At 74.7% G+C, this 25,062-nt stretch carries 24 protein-coding genes; 3 read left to right on the forward strand and 21 right to left on the reverse strand.

The features are described from left to right. Positions 1–83 precede the first annotated feature (83 nt). From ACWDS7_RS27810 to ACWDS7_RS27850, 9 genes are all read right to left on the reverse strand, one after another. Positions 84–1,349 carry a hypothetical protein gene (locus tag ACWDS7_RS27810; RefSeq protein WP_451931677.1) on the reverse strand — a complete coding sequence of 422 codons (1,266 nt, stop codon included), beginning with the start codon at positions 1,347–1,349 and terminating at the stop codon, positions 84–86. Further along, positions 1,346–1,543, reverse strand: coding sequence for a hypothetical protein (locus ACWDS7_RS27815; RefSeq protein WP_451931678.1), 198 nt, complete (start codon positions 1,541–1,543; stop codon positions 1,346–1,348). Before ACWDS7_RS27815 ends, ACWDS7_RS27810 begins: the two co-directional genes overlap by 4 nt. Before the next feature lie 76 nt (positions 1,544–1,619). After that, the gene (locus tag ACWDS7_RS27820; RefSeq protein ID WP_451931679.1) at positions 1,620–3,002 is read right to left on the reverse strand and encodes an alkaline phosphatase family protein; all 1,383 of its coding nucleotides are present in this window, start codon (positions 3,000–3,002) and stop codon (positions 1,620–1,622) included. Next, the gene (gene eboE, locus ACWDS7_RS27825) at positions 2,999–4,126 is read right to left on the reverse strand and encodes a metabolite traffic protein EboE (protein ID WP_451931680.1); all 1,128 of its coding nucleotides are present in this window, start codon (positions 4,124–4,126) and stop codon (positions 2,999–3,001) included. The genes ACWDS7_RS27820 and eboE overlap by 4 nt, the downstream gene beginning before the upstream one ends. Continuing rightward, the gene (locus ACWDS7_RS27830) at positions 4,126–4,977 is read right to left on the reverse strand and encodes a TatD family hydrolase (RefSeq protein WP_306875078.1); all 852 of its coding nucleotides are present in this window, start codon (positions 4,975–4,977) and stop codon (positions 4,126–4,128) included. The genes eboE and ACWDS7_RS27830 overlap by 1 nt, the downstream gene beginning before the upstream one ends. After that, complete coding sequence (locus tag ACWDS7_RS27835; protein WP_451931681.1) at positions 4,977–5,582, reverse strand: EboA domain-containing protein; 606 nt, start codon at positions 5,580–5,582, stop codon at positions 4,977–4,979. The genes ACWDS7_RS27830 and ACWDS7_RS27835 overlap by 1 nt, the downstream gene beginning before the upstream one ends. Further along, the gene (locus ACWDS7_RS27840; RefSeq protein ID WP_451931682.1) at positions 5,582–6,487 is read right to left on the reverse strand and encodes a sugar phosphate isomerase/epimerase family protein; all 906 of its coding nucleotides are present in this window, start codon (positions 6,485–6,487) and stop codon (positions 5,582–5,584) included. Before ACWDS7_RS27840 ends, ACWDS7_RS27835 begins: the two co-directional genes overlap by 1 nt. After that, positions 6,484–7,515, reverse strand: a complete 1,032-nt coding sequence (locus tag ACWDS7_RS27845; protein WP_451931683.1) for an SCO3242 family prenyltransferase — start codon at positions 7,513–7,515, stop codon at positions 6,484–6,486. The genes ACWDS7_RS27840 and ACWDS7_RS27845 overlap by 4 nt, the downstream gene beginning before the upstream one ends. Further along, the gene (locus tag ACWDS7_RS27850) at positions 7,515–8,663 is read right to left on the reverse strand and encodes an inositol-3-phosphate synthase (protein ID WP_451931684.1); all 1,149 of its coding nucleotides are present in this window, start codon (positions 8,661–8,663) and stop codon (positions 7,515–7,517) included. The genes ACWDS7_RS27845 and ACWDS7_RS27850 overlap by 1 nt, the downstream gene beginning before the upstream one ends. Positions 8,664–9,114: 451 nt before the next feature. Between ACWDS7_RS27850 and ACWDS7_RS27855 the strand changes: the two genes are divergently transcribed. Next, positions 9,115–10,521 (forward strand): alpha/beta fold hydrolase, encoded by a 1,407-nt coding sequence (locus ACWDS7_RS27855; RefSeq protein ID WP_451931685.1) that lies wholly within the window; start codon positions 9,115–9,117, stop codon positions 10,519–10,521. Between the two features lie 161 nt (positions 10,522–10,682). Here the strand turns inward: ACWDS7_RS27855 and ACWDS7_RS27860 are convergent, their stop codons facing one another. From ACWDS7_RS27860 to ACWDS7_RS27870, 3 genes are all read right to left on the reverse strand, one after another. Beyond that, positions 10,683–11,783 (reverse strand): winged helix DNA-binding domain-containing protein, encoded by a 1,101-nt coding sequence (locus ACWDS7_RS27860; protein WP_451931686.1) that lies wholly within the window; start codon positions 11,781–11,783, stop codon positions 10,683–10,685. A 5-nt stretch (positions 11,784–11,788) separates the two neighbouring features. Then, the gene (locus ACWDS7_RS27865; RefSeq protein ID WP_451931687.1) at positions 11,789–12,085 is read right to left on the reverse strand and encodes a hypothetical protein; all 297 of its coding nucleotides are present in this window, start codon (positions 12,083–12,085) and stop codon (positions 11,789–11,791) included. 85 nt (positions 12,086–12,170) lie between these two features. Further along, positions 12,171–12,596 (reverse strand): VOC family protein, encoded by a 426-nt coding sequence (locus ACWDS7_RS27870; protein WP_451931688.1) that lies wholly within the window; start codon positions 12,594–12,596, stop codon positions 12,171–12,173. 231 nt (positions 12,597–12,827) lie between these two features. On the opposite strand from ACWDS7_RS27870, the gene ACWDS7_RS27875 reads away from it, so the two are divergent. Continuing rightward, complete coding sequence (locus ACWDS7_RS27875; RefSeq protein ID WP_451931689.1) at positions 12,828–13,814, forward strand: helix-turn-helix transcriptional regulator; 987 nt, start codon at positions 12,828–12,830, stop codon at positions 13,812–13,814. Positions 13,815–13,817: 3 nt separating this feature from the next. Here ACWDS7_RS27875 and ACWDS7_RS27880 read toward each other — a convergent pair whose 3' ends face one another. The 4 genes from ACWDS7_RS27880 to pdxH all read right to left on the reverse strand — a co-directional run bounded on the left by ACWDS7_RS27880 (position 13,818) and on the right by pdxH (position 18,006). Beyond that, positions 13,818–14,450: a DUF2461 domain-containing protein gene (locus tag ACWDS7_RS27880; protein ID WP_451931690.1), complete on the reverse strand. Its 633-nt coding sequence runs from the start codon at positions 14,448–14,450 to the stop codon at positions 13,818–13,820. A 106-nt stretch (positions 14,451–14,556) separates the two neighbouring features. Then, a complete protein-coding gene (locus ACWDS7_RS27885) occupies positions 14,557–15,723 on the reverse strand; it encodes a 3-deoxy-7-phosphoheptulonate synthase (RefSeq protein ID WP_451931691.1) in 1,167 nt (388 codons plus the stop codon). Then, a complete protein-coding gene (locus ACWDS7_RS27890) occupies positions 15,720–17,333 on the reverse strand; it encodes a (2,3-dihydroxybenzoyl)adenylate synthase (RefSeq protein ID WP_451931692.1) in 1,614 nt (537 codons plus the stop codon). Before ACWDS7_RS27890 ends, ACWDS7_RS27885 begins: the two co-directional genes overlap by 4 nt. A gap of 22 nt (positions 17,334–17,355) precedes the next feature. Beyond that, positions 17,356–18,006: a pyridoxamine 5'-phosphate oxidase gene (gene pdxH / locus ACWDS7_RS27895; RefSeq protein ID WP_306875106.1), complete on the reverse strand. Its 651-nt coding sequence runs from the start codon at positions 18,004–18,006 to the stop codon at positions 17,356–17,358. An 83-nt stretch (positions 18,007–18,089) separates the two neighbouring features. On the opposite strand from pdxH, the gene ACWDS7_RS27900 reads away from it, so the two are divergent. Continuing rightward, entirely contained in the window at positions 18,090–18,806 is a 717-nt protein-coding gene (locus ACWDS7_RS27900; RefSeq protein ID WP_306875108.1) for a methyltransferase, read from the forward strand. A 243-nt stretch (positions 18,807–19,049) separates the two neighbouring features. Here ACWDS7_RS27900 and ACWDS7_RS27905 read toward each other — a convergent pair whose 3' ends face one another. From ACWDS7_RS27905 to ACWDS7_RS27925, 5 genes are all read right to left on the reverse strand, one after another. After that, positions 19,050–19,430 carry a nuclear transport factor 2 family protein gene (locus ACWDS7_RS27905; protein ID WP_306875111.1) on the reverse strand — a complete coding sequence of 127 codons (381 nt, stop codon included), beginning with the start codon at positions 19,428–19,430 and terminating at the stop codon, positions 19,050–19,052. 39 nt (positions 19,431–19,469) lie between these two features. Further along, a complete protein-coding gene (locus ACWDS7_RS27910) occupies positions 19,470–20,249 on the reverse strand; it encodes a thioesterase II family protein (protein WP_451931693.1) in 780 nt (259 codons plus the stop codon). Beyond that, positions 20,246–21,373 (reverse strand): Gfo/Idh/MocA family oxidoreductase, encoded by a 1,128-nt coding sequence (locus tag ACWDS7_RS27915; RefSeq protein WP_451931694.1) that lies wholly within the window; start codon positions 21,371–21,373, stop codon positions 20,246–20,248. Before ACWDS7_RS27915 ends, ACWDS7_RS27910 begins: the two co-directional genes overlap by 4 nt. Next, positions 21,370–22,560, reverse strand: a complete 1,191-nt coding sequence (locus ACWDS7_RS27920; RefSeq protein ID WP_451931695.1) for a saccharopine dehydrogenase NADP-binding domain-containing protein — start codon at positions 22,558–22,560, stop codon at positions 21,370–21,372. The genes ACWDS7_RS27915 and ACWDS7_RS27920 overlap by 4 nt, the downstream gene beginning before the upstream one ends. Continuing rightward, positions 22,557–25,062 (reverse strand): methyltransferase (locus tag ACWDS7_RS27925; RefSeq protein ID WP_451931696.1); only part of this gene is annotated, 2,506 nt, incomplete at its 5' end. The genes ACWDS7_RS27925 and ACWDS7_RS27920, both read right to left, overlap by 4 nt.

The raw sequence follows: 25,062 nt of genomic DNA on the forward strand, positions 1-25,062 counted from the left end.
CCTCCTTGAGGACGCTTGCCGGCAAGAGGAGTTCTGCGGCGAACGCGTTCGCGCGCCTTTCTGAAGGGTCCCGCTTGTGATCATCATCGTGGGTACAGCCGGTCGAGCACGCCCCGCACCTCGGCCATGATGACGGGGACCTCGGTCTCGGCCCTGAGCAGGCGCGCGCACCCGCCCGCCGTACCCTCCGGGCATTCCGGATGCGCGCAGCGGTGCCGGGCCGCGTGCGCGAGCGCGCCGGCCGCCACCGTCTCGGCGACGGCGTGGTGGCCGGACGATCCGCCCCTGGCCAGGTCGAGGAGGCCGTCGGCGTCGATCGCCATCCCCCGGTATCTCGGCCGCAGCCCGGCCGTGAAGGCCGCGGCGAAGGCGGCGACGGCCACGGGTCCGGGCGTGGTCTCCTCAAGCCACGCGCGGTCGAAGCGCCCGTCCCGGACCTCCCGGTCCAGCCAGGTCGCGAGCCGGGCGCGGCCGCCCTCGCGCAGCCACGACTCGGCGGCCCCCGGCCGGGCCGTCAGGTCGATCGCCAGCGCGGCCGGGGTGGCGTGGGAGCGGTCGGCGAACTCCAGGGGCGCGTACCGGCGGACGGGCGCGACCTCGGGCGCCGCGCCGGCCAGCCACGACCGGACCGCCTCGCCGTCCCAGCGCGTGGCCGGGTCGACGCTCAGCAGTCCGGCCAGCAGCCGCTCCCAGCGCTCCTCGCCGACGGCTCCGAGGTCGACGGCCGCGTCGCCGGGCCCGAACACCGGGGGGCGGCCGGTCAGGAGCTCGTGGACGACGACGCCCAGCGTCCACCAGGCGGCGGGGGCCCCGCGGACCCCCTCGACGGTCTCGGGCGGCACCGGCCAGGACGTGCCGGCCGGCAGGGCCGCCCACTGCGCGGCACGGTGGTGGCCCAGCGCCAGCACCAGCGGGCCGGTCTGCCTGACCAGCAGGTCGTCGGGGCCGAAGTCGCCGACCACGTGCCCGAGAGCGCTCTGCCAGATGTCGAGGCAGCGCGCGACGGCGGCCACGATCTCAAGCGACCGCTCCTCCGGCAACGGCCCGGTGCTCATCAGGTCGCGGAGGGTCCCCAGCGGGAGGAACTCCTGGACCAGCCACGCCGCCCCCACCCGGTCGTGCTCGATCAGCCTCGTGGTGTACGGCTCCCCCGTGATCAGGCCGCTCAGCCGTTCCAGCAGGGCCGGGTCCAGGCTCAGCCCCGGCCGGTAGACCCTGAGCGTCACCGGCGTGGTGTCACCCTTGCGGGGACGCGCCAGATAGAGATCGCACTCGTCGTTCTGGAGCAGGAGCCGCTCGATGAGGTATTTCCCGGTGAGGGCCCAGGGGACGGAGACGCGCGGGATCATGCTCTTCCCTCCGGCAGCCTGGGGAAGGACAGCGGCGCGGGCGCGCCCGGCCCGAGCGGGACGGACGAGGCAGCGGGCAGGCGCAGCAGCGGGAGCGGAGTGGGCACGCTCCTGCCACGCCCGGGGACGCTCTCCACATCGGCGCCGTGAGCGGCTCTCCGCTCCAGAATCCACCAGGGGGCGTCGCTCTTCACCCTGCGGATTCTAGCCAAAAAGCCGCCTATCGCTTCTGGGCACAGCGCCGGCTCGGCCGCGGGTGGCGCGCCGCCGCTACCCGCCCGCGCCGGCCAGGCCGAGCAGCAGGTCCTTGACCTCGGTGGCGGCGAAGTGCTCCCTGGCCGCGGCGGGATCGGAGCAGAGCAGGACCGGCGCGTCGCGTGGGTCGGCCGGGAGCCGCCCGTGGGATCCCCGCACGGCCCGTGCCCCCGCGTCGAGCCCGACCACGCTCATCATGTAGCGCATGCCGAGCTTCTTGCGCAGCAGCGCCGCGGCGGCGCGGCGCTTGGCCGCGCCCGGCCCCGCCGGGTCGAAGAACAGCTCCGCCGGGTCGTAGCCCGGCTTGCGGTGGATGTCGACCAGGCGCGCGAAGTCCGGCGCCCGGGCGTCGTCGAGCCAGTAGTAGTAGGTGAACCAGGCGTCGGGCTCGGCGACCAGGACGAGCTCCCCGGCGCGGGGGTGGTCCAGCCCGTGCCGGGCCTTGCCCCCGCCGTCGAGCACCTCGGCCACGCCGGGCAGGGCCGCGCACAGCTCGGCCACGGCCGGCACGTCGGCCGGGTCGCGCACGTAGACGTGGGCCACCTGGTGGTCGGCCACGGCGAACGCCCGTGACGTCCACGGGTCCAGATACTCCATACCGGCCTGGGTGTGCACCCGCAGCAGCCCCTCGGCGCGCAGCAGCCGGTTGACGTCGACCGGGCGGGAGACCTCCGTGATGCCGTACTCCGACAGCGCCACGACCGTGCTCCCCCGGTCGGCCGCCGCCTCCAGCAGCGGTGCCAGCACCCGGTCCAGGTCGGCGGCCGCGGCTGCCGCGCGCGGATCGGAGGGGCCGTGGCGCTGCAGGTCGTAGTCCAGGTGGGGCACGTAGGCGAGGGTGAGGTCGGGACCGTGCGTTCTCATGATCTGCTCGGTGGCCCGGCAGATCCACTCCGACGAGGCGATCCCCGCCCCCGCTCCCCAGTAGCTGAACAGCGGGAAGTCCCCCAGCCGGGCGGTGAGCGCGTCGTGCAGTTCCGGTGGGTCGGTGTAGCAGTCGGGGTCCTTTCGCCCGTCGGCGTGGTAGATCGGCCGCGGGGTGACGGTCCAGTCGACGTCGGCGCCCATGGCGTACCACCAGCACACGTTGGCCACCGTGTAGCCGGGACGGACCCGCCGGGCGGCCTCCCAGAGCCTCTCCCCGGCGACCAGCGCGTTGTGCTGCCGCCACAGCAGCACCTCCCCCAGGTCGCGGAAGTACCAGCCGTTGCCCACGATGCCGTGGCCGGCCGGGAGCAGTCCGGTGAGGAAGGTCGACTGCACCGAGCAGGTGACGGCGGGCAGCACCGTCCCGAGCGACGCCTGGAAGCCGCCGTCGGCGACGGCGCGCAGCCGGGGCATGTGCTCCAGCGCCCGCGGGGTCAGCCCGACCACGTCGAGGACCAGCAGTGATGTCATGCGATCATCCCCAGACCGCACAGTTCGGCACGGGCGAAGGCCAGCTCGGCGGCGATGCCGTCGGCGAGCTGGCCGGGGGTGCGCGGGCGCTGCGCCGCGGGGAGCACACCCCAGGTGTAGGTCTCCACGTCGAAGTGGTCGCAGGCCGCGTCGGCGGCGCCGACCAGCTCGCCGAGCGCGTCACGCAGCAGCGGCGCGGTCGTGGCCAGCGGCGCGGCCGGGGAGGAGTGCAGCGGCACGTGGTAGTGGACCCGCCAGGGACCGGGCAGTCCCGCCGCGAAGGCCTCGTCCAGGTCGTCGGCGGCGCCTCCCGCGGGGTTGCGGGTCTGGTGCAGGAAACGCGGTTCGGCGTACTCCCGCAGCGCTTCGGGGTCGTCGGTCTCCAGCGCGTTGGAGAGCTGGACCTTCACCACCGGCACCCGTGCCCGGCCGAGCGCGCGCAGCGCGTCGGCGGGCCGCTCCCACGCGCACGCGAGGTGCGCGAGGTCCAGGCAGACGCCGAGCCGGTCGGTGTCGGCGCCGGAGAGCGCGGCGACGGCCTGGCCGGTGGTCTCGACCACGCAGCCGGGCTCCGGCTCGAAGGCGACCCTGATGACCCGCCCGGTCCGGCGCTCGATGCCGGCCAGCCCCGCGGCGAGCTCGTCGAGCATGAACGCGGCGGCGTCGGCGCGGGCGCCGTCCCAGGGGTGCCGCCACGCCAGCGGCAGCGTGGAGATGGATCCCCGCGCCGCGTCGTCCGGGAGCAGGTCGGCCAGGACGCGCGCCAGGTCGAGGGTGTAGCGCAGGCGTTCGGGGGTGGTCCAGTCGGGGTGGTAGACCGCCTGTTTGACCACGGGGTCCTGGAACGAGCGGTAGGGGAAGCCGTTGAGCGTCACCACTTCCAGGCCGCGCACGTCCAGCTCGCGGCGGAAGCGCCTGCGCGCGCCGCCGTCGACGGCGATCGCCTCGGCCACCGGCGCGGCCAGCCAGAGCCCGAGCCCGAGCACCTCGCTGCCGAGGCGCTCGCGGATCGGCAGCGCGTACTCGTCGAGCTGCCCGACGATGCCGGCGAGGTCCTCGGCCGGGTGCACGTTGGTGCAGTAGCTCAGGTGGAGCAGGCGTCCTCCCGGGTGCCGCAGGCGCATCAGCTGCCTCCCCGCAGGATCGAGCTGCCCTCGAAGGCGGGCCCGGCGTCGCCGACGGCGGACAGGTCGAGCCGTCCCGACTGACCGTAGAACTCCGCCGGGTTGCGCCAGAGCACCCGGTCGACGTCGTCGTCGGTGTAGCCCGCGGCGAGCATCGCCTTCCCGGTCTCCAGGGTCAGCAGCGGGTCCGAGACGCCCCAGTCGGCGGCCGAGTTGACCAGCATCCGCTCCAGCCCGTGGGTCCGCATGATCTCCACCATGCGGGGTGGCGACATCTTGGTGCCGGGATAGATGGAGAACCCCATCCAGCAGCCGGAGTCGTGCACGAGGTCCACGGTGACCTCGTTGAGGTGGTCGATGGCGACGCGCCCCGGCGGGATGCCGGACTCGGCGACGACCTCCAGGCTGCGCCGGGTGCCGCGGGCCTTGTCCCGGTGCGGGGTGTGCACCAGCGCGGGCAGGTCGTGCTCGACGGCCAGCGCGAGCTGCGCGGCGAACACCTCGTCCTCCTCCGGGGTCATCGAGTCGTAGCCGATCTCGCCGACCGCGACGACGCCGTCCTTGTCGAGGTAGCGGGGCAGCAGGTCGAGCACCGGCCGGCAGCGCGGGTCACCCGCCTCCTTGGGGTTGAGCGCGATCGTGGCGTGGTGGCGGATGCCGAAGTTGCCGGCCCGGTACGGTTCCCAGCCGATCAGCGAGTCGAAGTAGTCGGTGAAGGAGCCGGGGTTGGTGCGGGGCTGGCCCAGCCAGAAGGCCGGTTCGACGACCGCGCGGACTCCGGCGGCCGCCATCCTCGTGTAGTCGTCGGTGGTGCGCGAGGTCATGTGGATGTGGGGGTCGAAGATGCGCATCAAGCCTCCTTCTCGGCTGTCAGCCGGTTGAGCAGGGCGGTCGCGTCCGCGGGGATCGAGCGCCCGGCGGCGGCGCGCTCCTCGGCCAGCGCGGCCAGCATCACGGCCAGTTCCGGGTCCGCCCGCTCGGCCAGGGCGTCCACCACCGCCAGCGGGACGCCCATGAACACGCACTTGAGCACCGCCTGCCGCCACGCCGCCTGGTCGAGGTCGCGGGCGCAGGGGCCGAGCGCCGCGGCCACCAGGCGGGCGTCGTTGGTGCGGATCGCGTCGTGGAGCAGGGGCGGGGCCGCCGGGCCGACCGCCAGCATCGGCAGCGCCTTGAGCACCGCGCGCTTCTCGTCGGGGTCGCCGTACCGGTAGAGGGCGGTGACCTCCTCGGCGGCCCGGTCCGGCGGCAGCGCGGCCAGCAGCAGCGCCCTGACGGCCTCGTCCGCCGTCCAGCCCGGGGCGTCCGGCAGCGGCGCCCGCCCGGCGTTGCGCCCGGCGGCGGCGAAGGACCGCCCGACCGTCTCGGGCCGCTCCGCCAGGCGCGCCAGCGCGCCGTCCAGCCATCCCCGCGCCGGTACGGCCGGCAGCGCGGCCCGCAGTCGTTCCGGTCCCATCACGGCTCCTCCCCTCCGGCGGCCGTCCTCGCGGCGGCGCCCTCTCCGGTGGTGCGATCTCCGGCGCCCTGCGCTCCGGCCGCGCGCAGGAAGTCGATCGAGCGGGCGGCCACGGCCGGCGCGGCGTGCGAATGGCGGGGGAGCTCGACCGCGACCAGCCCGCGGTAGCCGATCTCGCCGAGCGCGCGCAGCACCGGCGGGAAGTCGATCTCCCCCTCCCCGAACTCCAGGTGCTCGTGCACCCCCCGGCGCATGTCGTCGATCTGCACGTTGACCAGGTGGTCGGCGACGGCCCGCACGCAGGCGGGCACCGGCTCCGGCTCGACGCAGCGGCAGTGGCCGATGTCGAGGGTCAGGCCGAAGACGGCCGGCGCGCCGAGCGCCGCACGCAGCCGCCGCCACCCGGCGACCGTCTCGACGAGCATCCCCGGTTCGGGCTCGAAGCCCAGGGGCAGTCCCGCGGCCTCGGCGGGACCGACGAGCTGGGCGCAGCCGTCCACGAGGCGTTCCCAGACGACCCCCTCCGCCACCCCGGCCGGGCGCACGCCCGCCCAGAAGGACACCGCCTCGGCGCCCAGGTCGGCGCCTATCGCGATCGCCCTGCGCAGGAAGTCCAGCCGCGTCCGCCGCTCGTCGTGCAGCAGGGTGGGAGCGTGCTTGCGCCGGGGGTCCAGCAGGTAGCGCGCGCCGGTCTCGATCACCACCGCGAGGCCGAGGCCGCGCAGCCGGTCGGCCAGCGCCGCCACCCGCCGGGCCAGCCCGCCGGCGTAGGGGTCGAGATGGCCGTGGTCGAGCGTCAGGGCCACGCCGGTGTAGCCGAGGTCCGCGATGACCTCGCAGGCGTCGGCCAGCCGGTGGTTGGCGAACCCGTTGGTCCCGTAGCCGAACCTGAGGCCGGCGCTCACGTCGGGGAGACCTTCCGGGCGAGCCGCCGGCCGAGCGGGGCGGCCACCGCCACGGCCAGCCCCGCGGGGACGGCGCCGGCGTGGACGGCGAGCGCGCCCTGCAGCGCGGGCAGCACGGCGATGCCGGTCCCGACGGCGCCGCGGATCCGTGGCGCGGAGGGGTCGGCGACGGCCCTGGCCTGGGCGGATCCGAACCGCGCGAGATACCAGGAGGCGAGCGCCGCCTGGAGGGCCGGTCCCCGGCCGGCGCCCCGCCCGCGTCCGGCGGCGGCGACCCCCGTGGCCAGCGCCGCCGTAGCGGCCAGGGTCGTCGTGGGCAGCAGGCGGTCGGCGCCGGACACCTCGCGCCGCGACAGCGAGGTGATCATGTAGGTGTGGGCGGCGACCACGAGGGCGGGGGGCAGCGCGGCGGCGAACGTGCGCGGCGGCGACCACGCCCCCGGCCCCCCGCCCGGCGGCGCTCCCGTCCCGCCCCGGAAGCCCGTCCCAGCTCGGAAGCCCGCCCCGCCCCTGAGGTCCGTCCCAGCTCGGGAGCCCGTCCCGCCCCTGGGGTCCGTCCCGTCCCTGGAGTCCGGACGGCCGGCGCCGGGACACGCGCCGAGCAGCACGTCCAGGGCACGGCAGGCGGCCATCACGGCGGGACCGGCGGGCGTGTCCTTCGCCAGCAGGTCGTAGGTCCATATGGCGGCGGCGAGCGGCACGGCCACGGCGAGCCCCCGGCGGCCGGCGGCGAGCCCGGCCGCCGCCAGGCCCGCGCCGGTCAGCCCGGCGGCGGCCGCCAGCGCCAGCCCCGGAGACACCCGGCCGGACGGTATCGGTCGCCGTGGGCGTTCCACCGCGTCCAGGTGGCGGTCGGCCCAGTCGTTGGCCGCCATCCCGGCCCAGTACAGGCAGACCGACGCGGCTGCCAGTGCCGGTGTCCGGCGGCCGAGCGTCCCGGCGGCCGAGCCGCCGGCCACGACGTCACCCGGCACGGACAGCGCGGCCGGCCCGCGCACCAGCTCCAGGAGGTCGCGCACCGTCGCCATCAGGACCGCTCCCGCGGCTCGAGCCCGGCGACGAAGTCGCACAGCACCCGCCACTGCTCGGCCAGGGCGTGCGGCTGCGGCCCGAGCGGATCCTTGAAGAAGAAGGCGAGCTCGGTGAGCGGGCCGACCCGCCCGGACCGGTGCGCCGCCGCGGTCAGCCGTGCCAGGTCGAGCACCAGGGGCGCGGCGAGCGCGGAGTCGCAGCCGTGCCAGGTGAACTCCATGCGCATCGGCACGCCGAGGAACCCCTCGAAGGTCACCAGGTCCCAGGCGGTCTTGAAGTCGCCGACGTCCTCCAGATACTCGATGCGGGTGGTGCCCTGGGGGGTGTAGCCGAGCGTCTCGGCCAGCACCCGCTGCTTGCTGGCGGTCTTGGCCGCGTTGGGCGCCGGCTCGGCGAGATTGGCGCCGTCGCCGCCGCCCAGCAGGTTGATCCCCGACCACGTCCGCACCCGCAGGTTGCGCAGGGCGAACATCGGGGCGAGCACCGACTTGACCAGCGTCTCGCCGGTCTTGCCGTCGTGCCCGCCGTACGGCAGGCCCTGCCGCCTGGCGAGCTGGTCCAGGGCGGGCAGCCGGGCACCGGTCGACGGGGTGAAGTCCACGTAGGGGCAGCCGCTGCCGAAGGCGGCGTAGGCGTAGAGCGCGCTCGCGGGCAGCAGCGTCCGCGAGCGGGGCAGCTCGGCCTCCAGCGCCGCCAGGTCGGCGTGCGCGGGGTGCGGCTCGGGCGCCGGCTCGGTGGTCGACACGTTGATCACGACGACCCGGTCCAGGCCGTGCCGCCGCCGGAAATCGGTCAGGTCGGCGCCTATCAGCTCCGCCGTCCCCGCCTGGTCCCCGGCCTCGGGCGCCGGCCGCAGCTCCCGCTCGACCGCCGGCAGCTCGTCGTGGAGCGCTCTGACCAGCCACGCCGGCACCACCCCGGCGACGGCCAGCGCGTCGGCCTTCTTGGCCAGGGGCGTCGAGGAGACGTCGTGCCCGCCGAAGACGAGATCCCCCGGACCGGGGATCCCCGGGTGGCGCAGTCCGGGCAGCTCGGTGACGCAGCCGGTCGGACCGACCAGGCCCGCGCGCAGCGCGAGGGCCCCGATCACGCTGGTGGCGGCGACCGATCCCCGCGCTCCCACCAGCCACACTCCTGTACGCATCCGGGCCTCCTGTCAGATTCGGTTCCTACGGGGAGCGGCGGCGCGGGTGTCCGGTCGCCGCCCGGGGTCGGCGACGGGGTCAGGGCGGGTTGTGGGATCTTCCTCCTGCCGTGGTCACCCGGCCGGTCCCGCCACGGCGGAGATCCGGGGAACGCCCCCCGGCCGTCGGAGGGGGCGGCGTCCCCTCGGCTGGGAAGGCGTCGTCGAGCGCACCGGCGCCACGCCGGACCTGGGAGCACACCTGTTGTCCCATGAACGCATAACCCACCATGCCGACCCCGATGTCAACAGTCAGGACTCGAATCCGAGCGGGAGCCTGAGGTCAGGGAGCTGACCGTCCCTGAGCCCAAGCACCGCCCGTGGTCTGACGACCCCTGGTAGGACCCTCCCGCCCCAGGACCAGACCCCGGTCCGACGCGCTCCCACCCCCCGCTCCGCGATCGTGAACGCCATGTTGAAATCCCTCGCCACCGTCGTGGCCACCCTGCTGGCCGTGGGCGGCCCGTCCACCGCGGCGGCGGCCACCCCCGCCGCGTCCGGGACGCCCCTTCAGGAGTGGCGGACCTGCCCCGACGACAAGATCGGCATGGAGTGCGCCGACCTCCAGGTCCCGGTGGACTGGCAGAAGCCCGGCGGCCGCAAGATCACCTTGAAGCTGGGCAGGCTGAAGGCCACCGGCACCTCAGAGGGCTCCGTCCTGGTGGCCTACGGCGGCCCCGGCGGCCCGGGCATCGCCATCACGCAGTCCGTCCCCGGCTGGTGGACCGGACTCCGCAAGCGCATGGACATCGTCACGTGGGACACCCGCGGTTACGGCGAGCAGTTCCGGGGCCTCAGCACCGGCCTGCCGTGCGCCTGGACCCGCGTCCCCATTCCGGACGTCCCCGAGGACGACGCCGACTTCGGCCGCCTGTCCGACACCAACCGCGGCTACGCCGAAGCCTGCCGGCTCAAGGATCCCGAGCTGTTCGCCCACATGACCTCGGCGGACCAGGCCAGAGACATGGAGGCGATCAGGAAGGCCCTGGGCGGCGGCAGGCTCAACTACTACGGCGCCTCCTACGCGGGCTTCTACGGCCAGGCCTACGCCCGCCTCTTCCCCGGCCAGGTCCGCACGATGGTCCTCGACGGCACGTGGAACCACAGCGCCGCCGACTGGCCTCGCGAGCTGGAGGAGATGGCCAGGTCCAACGAGGAGTTCATGCGACGTGTCTTCACCTGGTGCGCCGCCAACGACTGCCGGGACGTGCCCGGCCTCTGGCGCAAGGTGATCGACCGGGCGGAGCGCGCCCCCATTCCCACGACGACCCCCGACGTGGCCTACAAGGCCCGCGACCTCCAGTCCTTCGCCCTGGCCATGGCCCGGCAGGGCACGCCGGGCTGGCCCTCGCTGGTGCGGGCGATCCGCAAGGCGGCCAAGGGCGACGCCTCCGACTTCGTGCCCGCTCGCGGCAGTCGCTATCCCGACCAGGCCACGGGTGTCACGGAATGCGCCGACTGGCCGCGCTACGCCGGCCTCAAGGAGCTGACCGCGGCCACCGACCGGCTGCGCCGGATCGCCCCCCTCACGGGCAGCGCCAACACGATGGCCTCGGCGACCCTGAGCTGCATCGGCTGGCCCGTGCCGGTGACCAACCCGCCCGCCCCCCTTCCCGCGGGCCTGCCCCCCATCCTGGGCGCGGGCGCGTGGGGCGAGTCGGACGCGGTGCAACGCGCCCTGGCCTCGGTCCCGGGCAGCGTCACCATCCGCCACGACGGCCCCGGCCACACCCTCTACGGCGACAACCCCTGCGCCCGCGAGCGCATCGACCGCTACCTCACCGACCGGACGCTGCCCCCACCCGGCACCGCATGCTGACGTCGGACGCGTACGGCTCTCGCCGCCGACGTCGCGCATTGGCCGGGCACGGCATCGGAGCGCAGCGCCGGACCCGCTGACCGTGCGGGCCCTGCCACAGCGTGAGCCGGAGCGCGCCGTCCGGGCCCGCGCCCGGGGGAAGCGGTCCGCGGGTGTGTCACTCAGCGGGGAGAGGCGGCGATCCGTACGCGGTGGCTGTCGTCGTCGGACAGGAACGACGCCAGCGCCCGCCCCTGCTCGGCGACAGTGGTCCGGTCGGCCCGGGAGAAGCGGCGCAGCGGGGTGACCGTCACGGTGCCGGCCCTGACGTCCCAGGTCGCGGCCACCCGGCCGTCGACCAGCACCACGCGTGCGCCGGCGACCGACAGGCCGCGGTGGGCGTCGTCGACGATCCGGCTGCGGTCGTGGTAGCCGAGGAGCGCGTTGTCGAACGCCGGCAGGAACCGCACTGGGGCGGGTGTGTCGGGGTCGGGGCGCGGCGCGTCGGGGAGGTCCAGCAGTTCCCGGCCTCGCTCGTCGCGGAAGGTGACCAGCTCCTCGCGTACCGCGGCCACCGCGGCCGGCAGTCCGGCCAGGCCGCACCAGGCGCGCAGGTCGGCCGCGGCGGCGGGGCCGAACGCGGCCAGATAGCGCCGTACCAGCGCTCCGCCGACCGGATCGGAGCCGGCCGGGGCCGGCGGGTCGATCTCGCGCCCCAGCCAGGAGGAGAGCAGGACGTTGCGTACTCCCGCCTTGGTGCGCCACAGCCCGCGCGGTGGCAGCTGCGCCATCGGGACGAGGGCGGCGACCAGCATTTCGCCCAGCGCCCGCGGGCCCGGCGCCGGCCAGCGCCCGGCCAGCGCCCGCGCGAGCTCGGCCATCGAGCGGGGCTCGTCGTCGGCCATCACCGCCCGGCCCGCCGTCGCGAGCTCGTCGAGGTCCACCCCGGCGAGCTCGCGGCGGTAGGTCCCGAGCACCCGCTGGCGCAGCATGGTGTCGTGGCGGGCCCGCCAGGCCAGGGCGTCGTCGGCGGTGAGGAGGTGGACGGTGCGGCGCATGAGGTGGGTCCGCACCACGCTCCGCCGGGTCAGCAGGTCCGAGAGCGCCGCCGGGTCGAACGCGCGCAGCCGGGACCAGAGCCCGACGAACGGTTCCTGCGGTTCCTGCGCCTGCAGGCCGCACAGGTGCGCGACGGCGTCGAGGACCGGCACGTCGGCGCGGTCGAGCAGCAGTTGCCGGGCGAGCGTCGCGCGGTTGAGCGCCCGGCTGTCGAGAACAGTCATCGGGGTCACGCCGCGGCGCGCTCGTCGGCCGACCGTCGGCGTGGCGCCGCGCGGGTGACGGCCGGCACGGTGTCGTCGCGTCGGCCCTTCGGGGCCCTGCCCGCGATTTCCGCCGACTCCCCGCGGGGTCCGTACACGTCGGCGGTGCCGACGGGGTCGATCCCCGGGTCCGGGGCCCGGTGGATGATCCGGACGCGGTCGTCACGGCCGGTGTCACCGGCCGGTCCGGGCGTCATGGTGCCCGGGCGGTGGGGGCCGACCTGGATCCCGGTCCGGCCCAGCGCGCGCATCCTCACTGCCACGTCCTTCCTTCGAGTTGTGTGTCGCTCCGGTGGGAGCCGGCAGCGCCGGCCGGGCGGCGGGTGCCGGCCGGCCGGGCTCCGGTGGTCAGGAGGCGTCGTATCCGCTGACGACGTCCACGACCCAGGTGACGCCGAACCGGTCCTTCAGCATTCCGTAGAGGGGTGCCCACTGTGCGGGTCCCAGCGGCCGCAGGACGGTCGCGCCGCCGGAGAGCTTCCCCCAGTACGCGGTGACCTCCTCGGCCGTCTCGCCGCGGAGCGAAATGAAGAACGCGTTCTCGCCCTGGTTCCACGGCAGGTGCGAGGGCACGTCGTAGGCCATCACGCGAAGACCGCTGCCGGAGGCCACCTGGCCCCACATCACCTGGTCCGCCTCGGACGGGTCCTGGACGTTCCCGGCGTCCTCGTACGTGACCGTGATCACGTCCCCGCCGAACACGGACTGGTAGAACGTGAGTGCCGCGCGGGCGTCACCTCGGAAGTTCAGGTGGGTCACGGCGTTGACGGACATGATCGGCTCCTTCGTCTCTCGATTCATCTTGTTCGGGCGGTCCCGCGCATCCAGGTCCGGCGGCCCGCAGGGCGCGTCGGCCGCGGGGCCGGTCCGCTGTGACAGCGGGAGCTCGGTGCCCCCGCCGCCTGGCGACGGTCACGAGGATCGGCCCGCCCGGCTCTGCCGGGTGACCACAGTCGCAGGAGAAGCGGCCAGGTTGTGGCCGCTTCTTCGGGCAAGATTGGCGCCATGCCGAAGACATCAGCGCGACTGCTGTCAATGCTCTCCCTGCTCCAGGCGCGCCGGGACTGGCCGGGGGCGCTACTGGCCGAGCGGCTGGAGGTCAGCCCGCGCACCGTGCGCCGCGATGTCGACCGCCTGCGCGAGCTCGGCTACCCGATATTGACCACCAAAGGCCCCGACGGGGGGTACCGGCTCGACGCCGGCACGGAGCTGCCCCCGCTGCTGTTCGACGACGAGCAGGCGGTCGCCCTCGCCGTCGCGCTCCAGATCGCCGCCACCACCGGTGCCGGCATCGAGGAGGCCGCGACGCGCGCGCTGAACACCGTCCGGCAGGTCATGCCCGCACGGCTGCGCCGCCGGATCGACACCTTCCAGGTCACCGCCGTCGAACGGCCCGAGCTCCGGCCGGCCCCACAGGTCGACAGCGGCGTGCTCATGGCGCTCAGCGCCGCCCTCCACGCCCGCGAGGTGCTGCGCTTCGACTACGCCCCCGCGTCCCCGCCGGGGGTGGACGACAACGGCGTGCAGGCCCCGCCGCGCCGGGTGCAGCCCCACCACCTCGTCACCTGGGGCGGGCGCTGGTATCTCGTCGCCTGGGACCTCGACCGCGAGGACTGGCGCACCTTCCGTGCCGATCGGATCACCCCGCGCACCCCCACGGGTCCCCGCTTCACCCCGCGCGAGCTGCCCGGAGGTGAGGTGGCCGCCTTCGTGGCCGGCAGGTTCCGGGGCTCCGACGGCTCCGGCGACTGGCCCTGCCGCGGCGAGGTGATCCTCGACCTGCCCGCCGCCGCCGTGTCCCGCTACACCCGCGACGGAATCGTCGAGGAACTCGGCCCGGACCGCTGCCGGCTCGTCCTGGGCTCGTGGTCATGGCCTGGCCTGGCCGCCGCCATCGGCAGGTTCGACGCCGACATCGAGGTCGTCGGCCCGGCCGAGCTCAAGGACGCCTTCGCGCACCTGGCCCGCCGCTACGCCGACGCCGCGGTCTGAGGCTCACCCCTTGGCGACGTGACCGAGGAGCCAGTCGACGAGCGGGCGGAGGTGGCGCCAGCCGTCGCGGACCTCGGTGAGCGCCCCGCGCCCCCGCGCCCTCGATCTGGGCACGCGGCGCTCGGCCCCCAGCGAGCTGTGGCGGAGCAGCTCGATGCGCGGGTGATCGGCCGGGTAGCCGCGGGGCCGGGTCTTGACCCGGTCGCCCACCAGCTCGAAGCCGTCCTTGACCAGACGGTCGGTGATCTTGACGAGCCCGCCGCCGGTGTGCCCGTCGTCGACCGCGGCGCGGTAGCGGGCGGTCTCGGCGGGGTCGTAGGCGTGGAAGCCCGCGCCGAGGAACAGTCCGTCGGCCTCCAGCTGGAGGTAGTAGCCGACGCTCCCGCCCGCGCCGACCGTGACGCCCTGGTAGGTCTTGTAGGGCGACTTGTCCTTGGCGAACCGGGTGTCGCGCTGCGGCCGGAACAGCTTGGCCTGCCCGAACTCCTCCTCGAGCTCGTCGAGCAGCGCGAGCAGCGGCTCCCGGACGGAGCTCTCGTAGACCTCCTTGTGGCCGTGCCAGTAGTCACGCGAGTTGTCGGCGGCCAGCCCCTCGTAGAAGGCGAACGCCCTGGCCGGAATGCCGTCGAAACCCATGCCGCTCCTTCCCTTTCCCCTTCTTCTCTTCTCCGCCCCTCTTCCCCGTCACGCCCGCGGCACGCCCGTCGTCACGCCCGCGGCACGCCCGTCGTCACGCCCGCCCTCACAGCACGCTCACGAAGCGCTCGACCACCTCGGCGGCCTGCTCGGCGTTGAGCCGGGGGTCGCACGCGGTCCGGTACCGCGACAGGGGAGGCAGCGCGGAGAAGGGGAGCGGGGTCGGCACGCATTCGGTCACGTCCTCGGGCGTCATCTCCAGATGCAGTCCCGCCGGGTGCCGCCGCAGGGAGCGCAGGACCCGGACGAACGCCCCGACCTCCTCCAGGACCGCCCCCATGGGCCGGGTCTTGCGGCCGGTGCCGATCCGCATGGTGTTGCCGTGCATGGGGTCGCACAGCCACACCACCGGCGTGCCCCGCCTGGCGACCTCGCCCACGACCTCCGGCAGCAGCCGCCGGATCCGCGCGCTGCCCATCCGCACGATGAAGGTCAGCCGGCCGGGGACCGCCTCCGGGTTGAGCAGGCGGCTGAGCCGTACGGCGTCCGCCGGGCGGATCGAGGGGCCGATCTTCAGTCCGATCGGGTTGGTGATCGAGGCGGCGAACGCCACGTGCGGGCCGTCGGCGGAGCGGGTGCGGTCGCCGATCCAGACCGAGTGCGCCGAGGAGGCGAACCACCCGGCGCTCCCCTGCCTGGCGAGGGGATGCTCGTAGTCCAGCAGCAGCGCCTCGTGCGAGACGTGCGCCCGCTCGACGGCCTCCCGCCCCTCCCAGGAGGTCCGCACGGTGGCGAGCACCCGCTCGGCGCACTCGTAGGCCCGCAGCAGCCGCAGCGGGTCGGGGAAGCGGGCGCCGGGGTCGGCGTCCGGGCTGTTGACCGCGTCACCTCGGTAGGCGGGCATGACCGTTCCGTCGGGGACCCGCTCCCACGCCTCGGAGCGCGGCTTGCCGTACTGGCCGGCGAGTCGCCCGATCGGCACGACCGGGACGCCGGCGGCGGCGCCCAGTCCCCGGGCCAGGTGGTAGAGCTGGTCGAGCTTCCTGCCGACGTCGCACGGGTTCGACTCGCGGAACCGCTCGGCGCAGTCGCCTCCCTGGAGCACCAGCGCCCGGCCGTCGCCGGCGCGTCCCATCGACTCCGCCAGCCGCGCGCACTCCTCCTCGGTGACCAGCGGCCGCATCGCGGCCAGCCGCCGCCTGACCTCGTCGAGCAGGCCGGGGTCGCTCCAGTCGGGCTGCTGGGGCGCGTGCCCCGGCGTCAGCGCCGTCACGGCCGCCTGCCGCCCCGCCGGTGGGCGATGTCGGCGCGCAGGCGGGCCTTGTCGACCTTGCCCACCGGGGTGTACGGCAGGGCGGAGACGTCCTCGACCCAGTCGGGGACCTTGTAGGCGGCCACTCCCCGCTTGCGGAGGAACGTCTGGATCGTCTTCAGGCTCGGCGCGCCGTCGCGGGGGACGATGTAGGCGCAGGTCCGCTCCCCCAGCAGCGGGTCGGGCATGGCGACCACCGCCACGGCGTGCACCTCGGGATGGGCGAGGAGGTGGTCCTCCACCTCCTCGGCGGGCACCTTGTCGCCGCCCCTGTTGATCACGTCCTTGACCCTGCCGGCGATGACGAGATGGCCGGTGTCCGTCAGCCGGGCGAGGTCGCCGCTGCGGAAGAACCCGTCCGGGGTGAAGGCGGCGGCGTTGTGCTCCGGCGCCCGGTAGTAGCCGCGGATGGTGTAGGGGCCGCGGACCAGGAGCTCGCCGACCTCCCCCCTGGGGACGTCACGGCCGTCCTTGCCGACGACGCGCACCTCGTCGGCGGGGGTGAGCGGCCTGCCCTGGGTGGACACGAGCACCTCCCTGGGGTCGTCGGGGCGGCTCTGGCTGAGCAGGCCCTCGGCCATGCCGAAGGACTGCTGGAGCCGGCCCAGCGTCCCGCCCACCTGGTGGGCCAGCTCGCCGGAGAGCGCGGCGCCGCCGACCTGGACCAGGCGGAGGCTGGAGAGGTCCTGCCGGGACCAGCCCGCCGCCTCCACCCACAGCTGGGCGAGTGAGGGGACCAGACCGGTGACGGTGACCCGCTCGCGCTCGATCAACGCGAAGGCGTCGTCGGGGCTCGGCGTCGGCGTCAGCACGACCGTCCCGCCCGCGTGCAGCGTCCCGAGGACCCCGGGGCAGCCGAGCGCGTAGTTGTGCGCGACGGGCAGCGCGGCCAGATACACCGAGGTCTCGTTCAGGCCCGCGTTCTCCGCGCTCACCCGGATGTTGCAGACGTAGTCGTCGTGGGTGCGCGGGATGAGCTTGGAGCGGCCGGTGGTCCCGCCCGACAGCAGGAACAGCGCGACGTCCCCGGGATCCGGCGGGGCCAGCGGCACGGGATCCCGTTCGACGTCGGCCAGGGCCGTGAACTCCTGCGGGTCCCCGACGACGATGACGTGGAGGAGGGAGGGCGTCGAGGCCCGCACCTGCCGGGCGAGCTCCCGGTGGTCGAAGCCCTGGCAGGTGTCGGGGACGACGTAGGCGACGGCGCCGGCGGCCTCGGCCAGGGGGCCGATCTCGCTGTGCCGGTGGGGCGGCAGGGCCAGGACCGGCGCCGCCCCGACGCGGAACAGCGCGAAGCAGAGGAACACCAGTTCCGGGATGTTGGGCAGTTGGACCAGCACGCGGTCGCCGCGGCCGACGCCGAGCTCGCGCAGGCCCGCCGCGAGACGGTCGGCGCGCGCGTCGAGCTCGGCGTAGCTCCAGCGCGAGTCCCCCGACACCAGGGCGGTCTTCGAGCCGTGGGTCCCGGCCAGGCGGCGCAGCAGGTCGCCGAGCGTCTCGCCGCGCCAGTAGCCCTCCCTCCGGTAACGCTCGGCCACCTCTTCCGGCCACTCCACACATCCGGGCATCATCGGCTTCTCCCTCCTCAGGGCCTCATGGGGCTATCCGCACGCTCCGCCAGCCGTCACCGGCGATCTCCCGGCGGTAGCGGAAGCGGTCCTGGACCTCGTCGGTCCGGCGCTGCCAGAACTCGACCTCCTCGGGGGTCAGCCGGTAGCCGCCCCAGTGGACGGGGCGCGGCACCTCCTGTCCCGAGAAACGGTCGCCGGCCTGGGCCAGCTGCGTCTGCAGCACACTCCGGTCCCCCACCACCCGGCGCTGGTCGCTGGCCCAGGACAGCAGCTGGACACCGCGGGGCAGACCCGCGAAGAAGGCGTCGGACTCGACGTCGGTGAGCCGGGCGACGCCGCCTTCGGCCCGCACCTGGCGGCCCACCTCCAGCCAGCCGAAGCAGAGCGCGGCCTGCGGGTTGACGGCCAGGTCGGCGCTCTTGCGGCTGCCGTAGTTGGTGAAGAACACGAATCCGTGGTCGACGTAGGCCAGGTCGATCCAGCGCGCCGACGGACGGCCGTGGATGTCCGCCGTGGCGAGCACGGCCGCCCGGCCCGCGGCCGGGCCGGTGCCCAGCCACTCCTCGTGCCAGCTCCGGAACTGGGCCAGCGGGTCGCGCTCCAGCCTCTCGGGGTCGATCCCGTCCCTTCTGCAGGAGGCGCCCAGCCGGATGAGATCGGTGGTCGTCGACATCGGCCTCTCCATCCACCATTACAAATTTTATAGTCATATGCCGTGCGTGGCATGATTTAAACGCTAATGCCTATAATTATCTAATGCAACGTCGATCGGAGACCGGAGAGACGATGAATGCTCGCGCCCGGCAGGCCGCCGGAAATCTTCTCGCCCGCCACCGGGAAATCACGCTGCGGCGGAATTTCCGGCTGCTCGGCCTCGACTGGGACCTTCTTCCCGGCGTCTACGCCCCCCACCTGTCGCAGTCCTCGGCGCTGTACGCCGAGTGGATCCCCTACCCGGTGCACGGCTCCCTCTGCGAGATCGGCAGCGGCACCGGCTACGTGGCCGTCACCGCCGCCCTGCGCGGATGCGACGCGGTGACCGCGATCGACATGAGCCGGGCCGCCGCCGACAACACCCGGCTCAACGCCGTACGGCACGGCGTCGCCGACCGCGTCCGCGTGGCCTGCGGGGACATGTTCGCCCCGCTGGAGGCCGGCGACCGCTTCGACCTGATCTACTGGAACTCCAACTTCGTCGAGGCGCCCTCGGACGAGGGCACGGCCGACGACCTGGAGCGGGCGTTCTTCGACCCCGGCTACGTCGCGCACGACGCCTTCCTGCGCGACGCCGGCGGCCATCTGAACCCCGGCGGGCGGCTGATGCTCGGCTTCACCGACCTCGGGAACCCGGCGCGGATCGGCGAGATCGCCGCCCGGCACGGCTGGCGGCCGGCCGTTCTCCGGGCGGCCCGCTGCGCGGCCCCGGAAGGGGAGATAAATTACCAGCTCGTCGAATTCCTCCGGGACCGATGAATGCCGGAGGAATTCCTTCCCGTCCATGAGAACGACCGGCGACGGCGGCGCGACGGAAAAGCGCCGCCGCCGTCCGGAATATCGGCGGGGACGGCCGGAGAGGCGCGATTACGGAAAACTCCGGGACGTCCCCGGCGATTCCCCGGGACGGCGGATTTCCGGGGACGGAGATTCTCCCGGGGCGTCCCCGCCGCCGGCGGCGGGGACGCCCCGGCGCGGCCGAGGCGGGGGCGCCCCGGCGGCTCAGCCGTCCTGCTTCACCGGCGTCTGCTGGTGGAAGGCGAGCTTCCACGCGCCGTCGCGGCGGACGTAGGCGCTGCTCATGTAGAGCTGGAAGGCGACGCCGCCCTCCTTGAGGCTCACCGCCGCCCGGTAGGTGATGACCGCGCTGTCGTCGGTGAGCGGCACGACCTTGACGTCGTGCAGCGCGTAGTCGTCGAAGGGCGACTTGCTGGCGTCGATGTCGTCGGCGAGCTCCGCCCCGGTCTGCAGGCCGTCCGGCTCGACACACAGCGTCCGGTCGGTGACCAGCCGACGGTAGAAGTCGCCGTCCCCCACCGATATCGCCGCCCAGCCCTGCTCCTCAAGGGCGAGCAGTTCCCTCTCGATCGCCTTGGCATCCACTGTGGTCTCCTCTCGTAGGGGGTCACGGGTCATGACGTGTCACGGGGCCGACGGCCACGGGTCGGACAGGCGGCAGTGGCGCAGCACCTCCCTGACCAGCTCGCCCTCGTGGGCGACCAGATAGAAGTGGTCCCCGGGGAAGGCGCGCAGCCCGAAGGCCCCGGCCGTCTGGTCGGCCCACGCCGCCGCCTCGTCCACGTCGACCTCGGGGTCGGCGTCTCCGAGGCAGGCGCAGATCGGCGTCCGGATCGGCGCGCCGGGCCGCGGCTCGTAGGTCTCGACCAGCCGGTAGTCGGCGCGGAGCGTGGGCAGGACGAGCGCGCGCAGCGCGGGGTCGGCGAGCGTCTCCTCGCTCGTCCCGCCGAGCCTGCGCAGGTCGGCCAGGAGGGCCGCGTCACCGCCGAGGTGCACCCCGGCGGCCCTGAGGCGGTCCGGCGCGGGCCGTCCGGAGACGACGAGGCCGGCCAGGGGACCCCTCCCGCGCTCTTCGAGCCGCCGTGCCACCTCGTGCGCCACCGCCGCACCCATGCTGTGGCCGAACAGCGCGATCGGCACGTCCGGCAGCTCCTCCAGCGCCGCCGCGACCGGGCCGGCGAGCCCGTCCATGTCCGCGGCGGGCTCCTCCCCGATGCGGTCCTGGCGGCCGGGATACTGCACCGCGTACAGCTCGACGCCGTACGGCAGCCGCCTCGCCCAGGTCCGGAAGAAGCCGGCCGCGCCGCCCGCGTGCGGGAAGCACACCAGCCGCAGTCTCGGCGCGGGATCGGCGCGCTGGCACCGCAGCCACCGGTCGCGCATCTCGGTCGTCATGATCGTCATGTGAGCAGCTCCTCGTGCTGCGATCTCATGGCGGAGATCAGCTCGTCGGCGGAGATCGGGCGGGGCGCCGGGCCGAGCAGGCGTTCGGGGAAACCCAGTGCCCCCGCCATCGCCTGCCACACCTTGCAGACCGAGAGGTGGTACTGGCCGTCACGGAGCGGATCGACCCCCTCGCGCCGCGCCTCCCAGGTGGCGCGCAGGGCCCGTTCGACCCCCGCGGGCCACATGTCGCCGAGGATCTCGCGGTAGCTGGGCGCCCGCGCCGGCCCGATCGGCGCGCTGCTGGGGAAGTCGAGGTGCTCGTCGGCCGCGCCGTCCAGCGTGGCGAGCAGCCTGGCCTGCGCGGGCAGGTGCGGACGGGGGGACCACAGCACCGGCCCGTGGGTGTTGGCCAGCGTGAGCGTCCCCCCCTCCGTCCCCAGGGTGATCCGGTGCAGGAAGTGCGCGTGGTTGTCGGGGTCGGCCGGGTTCAGCTGGTTCTGCACCCGCAGGGTGAGGGGCACCCCGGCCAGGACTCCGGTGAGGGTGCGGAAGGGCGGTTCGACGTCGGACAGCCGGCGGACCTCCTCCGGCACGTCCGGAGGGTCGGCGAACCGCCACGGCCGCAGTCCGCCCAGGGTCCGGCCCAGGATGTCGAAGAGGTTGTAGGAGACCTGGACGCCGCAGACGGCGTCGACGAACAGGGGGCGCTGGCGGGCCAGCAGCACCCGCGCGGCGGCCGTGAACCTGCGTACCGGCGGCAGGTGCGTGTAGTGCGTGTTGACCTGGTAGAAGACGCCCTCCCGGCGGGCCGCGCGCAGCGAGGCGGCGAGTTCGTCGTGGAGCAGGGGCCCCTCCTGCAGCACGTGCACGCCGCGGGACATGAACTGGGCCGCGACCGCGCTGCCCGGACCGCCGTTGACCTCGCCCAGGAGCACCACGCAGGCGAGGTCGACGCCGTCCGGCACCTCCGCCACCCGCGTGTACAGCGGGACCCCGGCCTGCCGCGCGCAGCGCCGCGAGCGCTCGCCGCCCCTGGCCAGCACCCCCGCCAGCTCGAACGGCACACCGGGCCTGGCCAGTGCCGCCAGGTGCACCCGTCCGAAGCCGGTGCCGCAGACGATGACGCGTGGCCGTCGGCTCACAGGACTCCCTCCTCCATCTCCATCTCCGCGGCCCGCGCCGCGCCGTCGACGATCTCCAGCCGGGTGACCGCCGGGTCGTCGAGGAGGGCCTGGAAGACGGCGCCGGCGTCGAGCACGTCGGCCGCCTCGTGCAGTCCCGGGCGGACGAGCCCCCGCAGGACCGCCCCGACCGCCGGCACGGCGGCCGCCGCGCTCAGCTCGTAGCTGTCGGCGGCCCGCGCGAGGAGCGTCCGGGTGACCGGCCGGCCTCCCGTCTCCCCCGCCATCTCGAAGACCATCTGGAAGTACGGCGTGCGCCCGAGGGACTCCAGGCGCGAGGCCCGCACCAGCTCGTCGGCCGCGGCGTCCGGGTCCAGCTCGGGCAGGCGGGCCAGCGCGGCGAGCGTCAGCTCCCCGTCGAAGACGCTCGACCACTCGACCTCGGCGATGCCGAGCGAGCGGGCGAGCCGTTCGGCCTCCGCGCTGAGGTAGGGGTAGGCGTTGACCCGGCCGGGGAAGTGCGGCACCTCGACGCCGTGCCGGGGCCTGGACGCGCCGGGGATCACCTGGTGCCCCCGCCAGACCGCCAGCGGCGTCGCGTACCCGCCGGACAGCGAGGCCACGTAGTCGAGCGCGGCGGCCGGGGTGAACCTGTCGACGCCGCCCACGTGGGCGGTCAGGCGGTCGACCCGGTCGAACCCCTGCCCGGCGAGATGCCTCGGCAGCAGGGCCGACAGGCCGGGCATCATCCCGGCCGAGAGGATGACGACCCGCCCGGCGTGCTCCCACCCTGCGCGCTCCCGCCCCGCCTGGTCCCGAACCGGGCGGGCCGCGGAGCCCGCAGCGGAGCCCGCCGCCAGACGGTCGCGCACGGCCGCGTCGCCGGCGACGTCGACGTAGTGGGCGCCGGCGGCCAGCGCGGCGCGGGCCACGGTGTCGAGGACCCGGCTGGACGGCCCCGCGCAGTTGACCACCACGTGGCAGCCCTCGCAGAACACGGCGAGCGCCGCGGCGTCGCGGATGTCGACGGCGACGGCCGCGTCCGCCCCGGTCCGGGCCGCGGCGAGCGCGCGGACCCGGTCCAGGTCCCTGCCGCCCAGGCGCAGCGGGCCCGCCCCGGCTCCCCGGAGGCGGCGGACGACCGCCCCGCCCACGGCCCCGTAGCAGCCGAGGACTCCGACGACGGGTGCCCGGCGGTCGCCGCTCATCGCGCCGCCCGAGCCGTGGACAGGAAGGTCGCCACCTCGTCGACGTTGGGCGGCTGCAGGCAGGTGAAGTGGTCGCCGGGGATGTCCACCACCTCCAGGTCGCCCAGGCACAGCTCGCGCCAGAGACCGGTCATGTCGTCGCGCAGCCACGGCAGGAAGCGGGTGTCGCCGAGCTGCCGCAGGAAGGTGATGTCCCCGGCGTACGGCTCCGGGGTGTGCGTGCCGACCGCGAGGAGGCTGTGCCGTACCACCCGGAAGAGGGAGCTCACATGCCGCTCGACCTCGGGGTCGGACCGGGTCGCGGCGGCGGCGCGGCCGATCGCGGCCAGCCGCTCCCGCTGGGGACGCCCGGCGAGCCGCCGGAAGGCCGCGGCGGCCGACTCCAGGGCCGGGTCCCCGGTGAGCCCGGTCACGAGGCCGGCGGGCACGCGGTCGGGGTCCTGGCCGAGCAGGGACTCGAACACCCGTGACATGGCGGCCTCGTCACCCGGGTAGCCGGCGTCGGCGGGGTCGATCCCCATCACACGGGCGAAGACGTACTCGACGACCAGCTCGTCCTCGATGATCCGCGGCAGGGTGTAGCTGCTGATCACGGTGAGGCTCTCCACGGCGGCGCCCGCCTCGGTGAGGTGGCGGGCGACCTCGGTGGCCAGGAGGCCGCCCATGCAGTAGCCCACGACGTGGAAGCGGGTGGAGCCGGTGCCGAGCAGCGACCTGGCGTACCGGGCGGCGCGCCGGTCGATCAGGCCCTCGGGCTCCTCGGCGAGATACCGCTCGACCTCGGTGATCGCCAGGCCGGCCAGCGGCCCGCCCTTGGCGGCCAGCAGCCGGGCCAGCGCGCGGTAGGGCGCCAGGGTGCCGCTGCCCTCGTGGACGAGCACGCGCAGGGCGCCGTCGCCCCCGTCCTCCGCGCCGCCGAGCGGGATCAACGGGGAGGTCTCGCCGCCGGCGCCGGGATTCTCCTCGGCGTGCGCCTGCCGGACGTGCTCGGCCAGCGCGGCCACGGTGGGCCGGTGCAGGATCTGGCGGACCAGGTCGTCCCAGAACAGCTCCCGGGTCTCGGCCACCTCCTCGCGCAGGCGGGCCGCCAGCTTCGCGACGACCAGCGAGTCCCCGCCGAGCTCGAAGAAGTCCTCCTCCCGGTTGACCTCGGCCAGGCCCAGGACCTCCGCCCACACCGCCGCGAGCCGGCGTTCGAGGTCGTCGCGGGGGCCGCCGCCCGCCGTGGCGCGCCCGGACGCCGCGCGGGGCAGCCAGGAGCGCAGCGTCGCGTGGTCGACCTTGCCGTTCGCGGTGAGCGGCAGGGCGTCCACGACCTGCGTGTGGCCGGGGATCATGTGTTCGGGCAGCCGGTCGGCCAGGTGCCCGGTGAGGCCGGCCACGTCGAGAGGGGCCCGGTCGCTCTTGAACCGGGCGGCGAAGACGTTCTGGCCGAGCGGGCCGGTGACGTCGTCCGGCCCCGGCAGGCACAGGGTGGTGTCGGCGCCGGCCTCGGCGAGGAGCCCCAGCCACTCCGCGCGGTCCAGGAAGGTCCGGTCGCGCCCCCTGCGCAGGTCCTCGTAGTCCCACTTGCGCGGGTCCTTGTCCGGCATCATGAACTCCATCGAGGTCATGATCTGGTAGCTGTCCTTGGTGGTCTCGATGAAGACCAGCCAGCCGCCCGGCCGCAGCATCTCGCGGAGCCGGGCCAGCACCCGGCCCGCGTGCCGGGAGTTGTGCAGCACGTTCGCGCACAGGATGACGTCGCGGTCGTTGGGGGCGTAGCCCTGCTCGCGGTAGTCCTCGTTGAGGTCGAACAGCCCGTAGCGCACCCAGGGCCGGTCACCGAACCTCCCGCGGGCCTCGTTGAGGAAGAACGGCGAGACGTCGGTGAACAGGTAGTCGACGTCGAACTCGGCCAGTGCGGGGATCATCTGGGCGCTGGTGCCGCCGACGCCCGCGCCGACCTCCATGACGCGCAGGGGGCCGTCGTGCCGGGCGGCGATCCCGCGGAGCACCTCGATGGCGGCGTGGTTGACGTAGCGGCTGATGATGTTCTCCCGGTAGGCCGCCTCGGAGATCTCCAGCCGGCCTTCGGGGAACAGCAGCGGCAGCGGGTCCAACTCGTCGCGGAGCAGCTCGGGCAGGCGCTCGGTGCTGTCCTTGAAGTAGTCGATGAGCACGGCCTTGTAGCTGTCCTCGCGCTGGAGCTCGGCCACCGCCTGCCAGGCCCGCGCCAGGTCGCCGGCCTCGATCACCCGCAGGGCGCGCAGGCCGTCGCCGTCGTCCTGGACCAGGCCCTCGCGCTCCAGGACCCGCAGCCACCGCCGGACGAGCCGGTGGTGGCGGGGCGCCGCCCCGGTCGCGGTCAGGATCTCCTCGGTGGTCACCGTCTCCTCGGTGGAGCCGAACAGGCCCTGCCGCCGCAGCGCCCACATCATGCCGAGCACCGCGGCCCGGTCGAGCCTGCCGATGAACTCCATGAGCTCGGCGCGGTCGATGTGGGCGGTGTGCGGGCCGGCC

Source organism: Streptosporangium sp. NPDC003464, assembly GCF_053588315.1.